The 7,641-nt window shown below is 61.4% G+C and carries 5 protein-coding genes and 2 pseudogenes; 3 read left to right on the top strand and 4 right to left on the bottom strand.

Annotation, left to right across the window (positions count from 1 at the left end):
- Position 1 precedes the first annotated feature (1 nt).
- On the top strand, positions 2 to 166 hold the full coding sequence (locus QD408_RS24160; RefSeq protein WP_414141036.1) for a transposase: 165 nt from the start codon (positions 2 to 4) through the stop codon (positions 164 to 166).
- A gap of 56 nt (positions 167 to 222) precedes the next feature.
- On the opposite strand, the pseudogene QD408_RS24155 reads toward QD408_RS24160, so the two are convergent.
- The 3 genes and pseudogenes from QD408_RS24155 to QD408_RS24145 form a co-directional block, all read right to left on the bottom strand.
- Positions 223 to 1,527, bottom strand: a pseudogene (locus QD408_RS24155) (IS701 family transposase).
- Positions 1,528 to 1,616: 89 nt separating this feature from the next.
- Positions 1,617 to 2,374 (bottom strand): annotated as a pseudogene (locus QD408_RS24150) (IS5 family transposase).
- Between the two features lie 106 nt (positions 2,375 to 2,480).
- Entirely contained in the window at positions 2,481 to 4,943 is a 2,463-nt protein-coding gene (locus tag QD408_RS24145) for a glycoside hydrolase family 3 C-terminal domain-containing protein (RefSeq protein ID WP_414141031.1), read from the bottom strand.
- A 170-nt stretch (positions 4,944 to 5,113) separates the two neighbouring features.
- On the opposite strand from QD408_RS24145, the gene QD408_RS24140 reads away from it, so the two are divergent.
- The gene (locus tag QD408_RS24140) at positions 5,114 to 5,731 is read left to right on the top strand and encodes a TetR/AcrR family transcriptional regulator (protein WP_088683217.1); all 618 of its coding nucleotides are present in this window, start codon (positions 5,114 to 5,116) and stop codon (positions 5,729 to 5,731) included.
- Here the strand turns inward: QD408_RS24140 and QD408_RS24135 are convergent.
- Positions 5,689 to 6,573, bottom strand: coding sequence for an alpha/beta hydrolase (locus tag QD408_RS24135; protein WP_414141030.1), 885 nt, complete (start codon positions 6,571 to 6,573; stop codon positions 5,689 to 5,691). The genes QD408_RS24140 and QD408_RS24135 overlap by 43 nt on opposite strands.
- A gap of 122 nt (positions 6,574 to 6,695) precedes the next feature.
- Between QD408_RS24135 and QD408_RS24130 the strand changes: the two genes are divergently transcribed.
- Complete coding sequence (locus QD408_RS24130) at positions 6,696 to 7,619, top strand: LysR family transcriptional regulator (RefSeq protein ID WP_414141029.1); 924 nt, start codon at positions 6,696 to 6,698, stop codon at positions 7,617 to 7,619.
- Positions 7,620 to 7,641 lie beyond the last annotated feature (22 nt).

Below are 7,641 nucleotides of genomic sequence, written 5' to 3'. Positions count from 1 at the left end.
AATCATCATACCGCACGATGAAACCATCTACATTCAGCGGAACCGCATCGAACGCTGCTTCAACCGAATGAAGCACTTCCGTCGTTTCGCCACACGTTATGACCGCAGAACCATTCACTTCAAAGGCTGCGTATATCTCGTCGCAGCGATGATCTGGCTCAGATGAATGTCGATTCGTCCTAGCACTACTTTGGCAGATTTGATTTCCGGGATGGCTGGAACCTAATTCGGCAATGGGGACATCGTAGAGAGGCTTGGTGCTGCGACAGGGCGGCGATGACCATGCGTCGAATGGCCGGCAGTGTCGGCTTAGGCGGGCCATGCCTCTTCCTTTTTTTCCCGCTTTGCCTTGTGTAGGCGCTGATGTTGCAAGAAGGCGTAAGCGATCATCGTCATCAGTGCGTGTCGGTGGAGGCCCTGCCATGATCGGCCTTCAAAATGATCGAGGCCGAGCTCTTCCTTCATCTGCTGATGGGCCTGCTCGCAGACCCATCGCGCTTTGATGGCGGCCGCGAGCACTTTCAAGATCGCCTCGGCCGGCAGATTGGAGAGATAATATTTGCGCTCGTCGTTCGAGCGCCATTCACCAACGAGCCACGCCTCTTCGCCCGGCATGTGCTGCTGTCCCTTGTCGAGGATGCGTTGCGGGTTGCCATCAGCAATCCGAATGCGCAGGGCAGCGAAGCGTGCGGTCAGTCGACCTTTCATGCCGTGACGCCAGCTGACCTTCTTCCAGGTGGTTCCTTCCAGGATCGTTTCGGCTGCGGTCGAAAGGGTGTCGGGGATCGAATGCTTGCGCGGCCTTCCATGGCCGGCGACAGGAAAGATCAATGCAACATCATGAGGATAAACCTTCTGATGCTTGGGAATGCCGACAGCCCAGGTGAGATTGCGTGCACTGAGCCCCTGGCGAAACGCAGCCGACAGACCATAGCCGGCATCCGCGAGCACGGTGCCGAACCGCACGCCTGCGGCAATCAGCCGATCGATCTCGTCGAGCGCGATCTCCGGTTTAGTGCGGGCAAGGCGCATCTCCTCGGGAACACCAGCCTTAGCCATCCGATCCTGATCACTGGTCCAACTGTCGGGCAGGAACAGCCGTAAGCCCACTGGGACGGGAACCTCGTCGCGGGCCAGCGTCAACGACACCAGCGTCTGGCAATTGGCACGCTTGCCGAGCATCGATGCATATTGCGGCGCGACCCCAACAGAATGGTCGCCCTTCTTCGGCAGGCCTGTGTCGTCGATCACTAAAAAAGCATCCGAAGCCCCGACAATCTTGTCGGCCTGCACCGCCAGTTCCGCCTCAAGGGGACCGGCATCCCAAATCCCATCCGAGATGAAATGATGCAGGCGGTCATAGCGATCAGGCGCAAGGCGTTCAGCCATCGGCTCGATACTCTTGCGATCGCCAGGTCCGATGAGGCCCGAAACATAGACCGGGCACATCTGCCGCCGCTTCTTGTGACCCAGCTTCTCAACGAACGGCTTCAGCCAATCCGCCAGTGCAACATCCAGCTCCGCCATCTCGCGCACTCCTGTGAAAGTGCCCAAGATGGCCCATCATCGTAAATGGCCGGTTAATCTGCCAAAGTAGTGCTAGGACGAATCGACATTCATCTGAGCCAGATCATCGCTGCGACGAGATATACGCAGCCTTTGAAGTGAATGGTTCTGCGGTCATAACGTGTGGCGAAACGACGGAAGTGCTTCATTCGGTTGAAGCAGCGTTCGATGCGGTTCCGCTGAATGTAGATGGTTTCATCGTGCGGTATGATGATTTTACGCGAGCGGTTTGAGGGGATCACCGCCTCGGCTCCCATGCCGGCGATCGTTTCCCGCAAGGCATTGCTGTCATAGGCTTTATCGCCGAGTACGGCCTTGCCGACCTGCCCCTCCAAAAGAGCCGGAGCTTGGGTAATATCTCCGGCCTGACCGGCGGTGACGATGAAACGCAATGGTCTGCCGAGCGCATCGGCCAGCATATGAATCTTGGTGGTCAATCCACCTCTGGAACGCCCCAGCGCCTGATCCTTGGCCCCCYTTTTCCGGAGGCCGCCTGCTGATGGGCACGCACGATGGTGCTGTCGATCATCAGGTACTGATTGTCCCGCTCAGCTGTCAGCGCATCGAAAACCCGCTCCCAGACTCCGGCATGGCACCAGCGACTGAACCGGCGATGGACCGTCTTCCACTTGCCGTAGCGTTCCGGCAGGTCCCGCCAATGTGCCCCCGAGCGCAACACCCACAAACAGCCGTTCACAAACAACCGGTTGTCTGCTCCCGTCCTGCCTGGATCGCCCGCCTTGCCAGGCAGCAAAGGCGCAATTCTCGACCATTGCGACTCGTTCAACTCGTATCGCTTCACCGCCATCAAGGCCTCCGTGCGTCACACGGGTACTCTATGAATCAGTGATCAACTGATTTGGGAATCCTGAATGTCGATTGGTCCTAGCCTGAAGCTCAGGTTCAGCCACCACCTAATAGGAAGTTGGCAGCACATACTCCGCCGCCGATGGCAGCTCGGCCACGGACCTGATATCTCCCGCATTGGCCGCCACGATCAGCTGATAGCTCCCCGCTTCTGCTCGGAAGGTACCGATCTCTATGTCGAAAAAGGTAAGATCGCGCGGGGTGATCTTCAGGGTGGCGGTGCCGGTTTCGCCGGGTTGCAGCGAGAGCTTGGCGAAGGCGCGCAGTTCCTTGTCCGGGCGCTCCACCTTCGCCTTCGGCGAGCTGACATAGAGCTGTACCAGTTCCGAGCCGGGCCGGTCGCCTGTATTGGTGACGTCGACGCTGACGGTCACGCCTTCGGGACCCATTTCGCGTGCCGAGAGCCGCGGCTCGCTCCAGCGGAAACTCGTATAGCCGAGGCCGAAGCCGAAGGGGAAGAGCGGCTCGACCCCGCGCGTATCGTGATGGCGGTAGCCGACGAAGACGCCTTCGCCGTAGCGCACATGCCCGTCCTTGCCGGGATAGACGGCGGGATCGCCCGTGATGGCGGAATTATCGTCAAGCGCCTTCGGGAAGGTCTGCGGCAGGCGCCCGCCCGGTTCGGCATCGCCGAACAATACGTCGGCAACGGCATTGCCGAGTTCCTGGCCGGGATACCACATTTGCAGCACGGCGCGGACCTTGCCGAGCCAGGGCATCTCGATGGGACCGCCGGTTTGCAGCACGACGACGGTATTGGCGTTGGCGGCCGCCACCTTTTCGATCAGTTCCTCCTGCCGGCCCGGCAGCCGCATGTCGGGCAGGTCAAGCCCTTCAGTATCCCACTCGCCGTCGCGGCCGACGAAGAGCAGCGCCACATCGGCATTGCGGGCCGTTTCGACGGCAGCCTCGATATCGGCCTCGCCGAGCGGCTTTTCGACGCCGAAACGGACGGCGATGAGGTTGATGCCGTCCTCGCTCGCCGTGGACGGCTCGTATTCGACGGTGATTTCGCAAGGCCGGCCCGCTTCGAGCGTCACGGTGCCGCGCTGCTCGTCATTGGCGGTGCCGAAATAATTCTCGCCGCGCGTCCAGCCCTCATGGCCGTCGACCATGAGCTCACCATCGACGAAGAGCCGCGCCAGCCCGGCATTGGTCATGCCGAAGACATGTTCGCCGCTCTCCTCCGGCGCATACTGCATCACCATCCGGGCCGAGAAATCGGCGGGATCGAGTTCGCCCGACGGCAGCTCGAACCAGAAGAATTCGCCCTTGTCGACGGTCTCGACATGAACGGGATTGCCCTTGCAGCCACGCCCCTTGAAATATTCGACGGTGATCTTTCCCTTGAACACATCGATCAGCCGGTTATGGCGGCAGCCGACGGCGTGGCTGATGCTGTTGGCATTGGAAAGGGCGGCGCGAATGCCTTCGAGCGGGCTCACCGTATAATGCGCCGCGATCTGCGCGCTGCCGCCGCCCATGACGCGTGCGCTCGCCGCATTCGGCCCGATGACGGCGATCCGGTCGAGCGAGGTCTTGGCAAGCGGCAGGATGCCGTCATTCCTAAGGAGGACCGCGCCTTCCGCGCCGAGACGCCGGATCAGCGCCCGGTCTTCCGGCAGGTCGATCGCCCGTTCGGTGAGATCGGGTTTGCTCTTGAATGCGCCGACCCGTTCGAGCAGCAGCAGCATGCGCCGCGCCGCAGCCTTCACCGTCGCAGCCTCCACCTTGCCCTCGCGCACGGCCGCAACCAGCTTCTCGCCGCGGTCGCGCGCCGGGCCCGGCATTTCGAGATCGAGGCCGGCATTGATCGTTTCGGCCGTCGAATGCGAACCGAACCAGTCCGACATGACGATGCCGTCGAAGCCCCATTCCTCGCGCAGCACTTTGGTCAGCAGCCAGTGATGCTCGCTCGTATAGGTGCCGTTGAGCCGGTTATAGGAGGACATGACGGCCATGACGCCGGCGCGGCGCACCGCCTGCTCGAAGGGCGGGAGATAGATTTCGCGCAGCGTCCGCTCGTCGATGTCGGACGACATGGTCTGCCGCTCGATCTCGGATTCATTGCCGGCGAAGTGTTTGATCGTCGCGGCGATCCCCTCGCCCTGCACGCCCTCGATATAGGCGACGGCGAGTTCCGATGTCAGCACCGGATCTTCGGAATAACATTCGAAATTGCGGCCGTTGAGGCCGGAGCGGTGGATATTCACCGTCGGCGCGAGCAGCACGGCCGCACCCTTGCTCTTGGCCTGGCGCGCAAGGGCAATCCCCATCTGCCTGACGAGATCGGGATTCCAGCTGGCGCCGAGCACGATGGCGACGGGAAAGCAGGTTGCCTTGACGCCTGCGACCAGCGACCCCGCGCCGCGGGCACCGTTCGGCCCGTCCGTCACCTTGATCTTCGGCACGCCGAGACGCTCGACGGGCACGGTCGTCCAGAAATCGGCGCCGGACAGCAAGGAGACCTGCTCTTCGAGCGTCATCCTGTCGAGAATGGAATCGATCATGCAAACCTCCCGTTCAAAGATCGCGCGCATCGCGCCTGTTAAACCTACCGATTACTCGGTATTTTTAAGATGTCAAGCTGACGGAGCTGATGTAAGAAAGAGCGGAGGAGATATCGGCCGGAGCATTGCGGACCGGCGCATCGCCGCTAAAAAAGCCGACAGGAGAAACGATGGCAGAACAGAAGGAAAAACGACCGCGCCGTTCCCGCAAGGGAGAGGAGCGCCGTGCGGAAATCTTGGCGGCGGCGATGCGGCGCTTTGCCGAAGACGGCTACCAGAATGCCGCGATCGGCGATATCGCCCGGGATGTCGGCCTGTCGCTGCCCGGCCTGCTGCACCATTTCCCGACCAAGGTCGATCTGCTGCTCGCCATCCTTGCCAAGCGCGATCTCGATAGCGCCGATTTCATCGGGCACTATCGCTCCGATGTCCGCGGCCTGCTGAAAGGCATGGTCGAAATCTTCCGCCGCAACGCCGGAATGATCGAGGTCATCCGGGCCTTCGCCATCCTGAATGCCGAAAGCCTGATGAAGGACCACCCTGCCAAGGCGTGGTTTCTGGATCGCGCCACCGAGATGCAGAAGGATATCGCCGCGACCTTCGAGCGGGCGATCGCCGATGGCGCGATCGACAAGAGGATCGACAGCAAGGCGATGGCCGCCGAACTGATCGCCGTGATGGACGGCCTGCAGATGCTCTGGCTGCGCGATCCCGATCGTTTCGACATGGTCGGCGGCCTGGAAGCCTATGTCGGCCGGCTGCTGGCGAGCCTCGGCCTGGAGGGCTGAATTCGCTCTTCATCGAAGCGCCTGAGCCAGATCATGATGCGGCTGACGGCCTCGTGATATCGTTGCCCGACCAACAAGCCCGTATGCGTCGTGCCCCAGAGACCGAGATACTCGCCGCCGATGTGCCGGGCCGTCGCCTGCCCTCGCCGGTCGCCGGCTTCATCATTGACGGCTGAAATGACGAGACTGGGGCAGGTGATCTTGCCGCCGTCGATCGAAATCCCCTCGGCTCCGAAGTGAAAGGAAAAGGCGCCGAAGGCCTTTCCCGATTCCATGGACAGGTACTTCCGCTGAAAGGCGATATCGTCGGGCGTTTCATCGGCGCTGCATTGCTCGTCGCGCGCCGGCGCCGGAATGACAAGGCCGGGCGTCTGTGGTTCGAGGTCCTCATAGGGCACCTCGTCATGCACTTGCCTGGAGATGCTGGAATCGATCAGCACCAGTCCGGCAATCCCGAGGCTTTCGGCCAGCTTCTGGCTGAGGATTCCGCCCATGCTGAATCCGATCACGATGGGAGCGGCTGCGCATTCCCCGGCGATTGCGGAGACCGCCTCACCAATGTCGTCCAGATAATCCTCGAATTCGACCGTCGTGAAATCGACCGACCGGCTTTTGTAGTGGCCTCGCAGATTGATGCAGTAGGAGTCCCATCCCGCCGCCATGAAATGCGGAATGTACTTGCTCCACATCCAGCTGCCGGTGAAGGCGCCATGGACAAAGAGCAGAGGCGGTCGGCCGGCCTCATCCGGGCGACCGTTCCCGGGAAAGATTTCCAGGAACAGCTCGTTCTCTCCGACATATCTCGCCGTATGCTCCGGCAATTCTCTTGCATAGTCCCGCATGCCATCCACTCCTTCATCCCCGGTCCTGCTTTCCGAGACAAAGGATATTTGTTACGCAATGTTGATCAATCGCCGTGCGTGGACTTACATAAAGGACAAAATGTCTCCAATCAGATCTTGCCATGGATAGTCTCACGAGCGTCTTCGCCTTCGTTCATGCGGCTGAACAGCAGAGTTACGTCGGAGCCGCGCGCATTGCCGGCGTTTCGCCGTCCGCGATCGGAAAAGCGGTGGCGCGTCTCGAAAGCCGGCTCGGCGTGCGGCTCTTCAACCGCACGACGCGCAGCATCAGCCTGACCGAGGAAGGGGTGGTCCTTTACGAGCGCTACAAGCGCATCATCGACGATATGCAGGACGCGGAGGCAACCCTGTCGAAAAGCAGGGAAAGCCCAAGGGGGCGCCTGCGCGTCAGCGTCCCGCATATTGTCGGGCATCATCTGCTGATGCCGATGCTGCCGGCCTTTGCCGAGCGCTTCCCGGAAATCGAACTGGATGTGGATTTCGAAGACAGGGTCGTAGACCTGATTACGGAGGGTCTTGACGTCGTGGTGCGCAGCGGCGAGCTTGCCGATGCGCGGCTGATCGCCCGTCCTCTCGGCGACCAGCATTTCGTCGTGTGCGGCAGTCCCGATTATTTCGAGCGCCATGGACGGCCTGAGACGCCGGGCGATCTCTTCAGGCATGCCTGCATTCACTTCAAGTACCCCTCCAGCGGCCGCGTCGCGCCCTGGGCATTCAGCGCGCCGTACGAGCGGCTGCTTCTGCCGAAAAGCCTGACATTCAACAACACGGATGCGGGGCTGCGGGCAGCACAGGATGGTTTGGGCCTCGCCCACCTGCCCGTTTATGTCGCGCAATCCGCCCTGCGGGCAGGGTCGCTCATCCCCGTCCTCACCGCCTTCATGGTGCCCTTCGGCTCGCTCTCGCTCGTCTGGCCGTCGAACCGCCAGCTTTCGCGGAAGGTCCGCGCTTTCGTGGATTTCGTCGTCGAAAACTGCGCCGCCCGGCCCGACGCCTTTCGGCCCGCGGCCAGCCTGTCGCGCTGATCTTGCTCATAACGCTGGAGGC

This window comes from Rhizobium sp. BR 249 (assembly GCF_047445895.1).
Lineage (GTDB): Bacteria > Pseudomonadota > Alphaproteobacteria > Rhizobiales > Rhizobiaceae > Rhizobium.
The sequence above is the reverse complement of the archived record's forward strand: the minus strand, read 5'-3'. Positions and strand labels throughout refer to the sequence as shown.

Coding starts and splice junctions, on each gene's coding strand:
- QD408_RS24130 (WP_414141029.1), top strand. CDS start 6,696: ATGGATAGTCTCACGAGCGTCTTCGCCTTCGTTCATGCGGCTGAACAG.
- QD408_RS24135 (WP_414141030.1), bottom strand. CDS start 6,573: ATGCGGGACTATGCAAGAGAATTGCCGGAGCATACGGCGAGATATGTC.
- QD408_RS24140 (WP_088683217.1), top strand. CDS start 5,114: ATGGCAGAACAGAAGGAAAAACGACCGCGCCGTTCCCGCAAGGGAGAG.
- QD408_RS24145 (WP_414141031.1), bottom strand. CDS start 4,943: ATGATCGATTCCATTCTCGACAGGATGACGCTCGAAGAGCAGGTCTCC.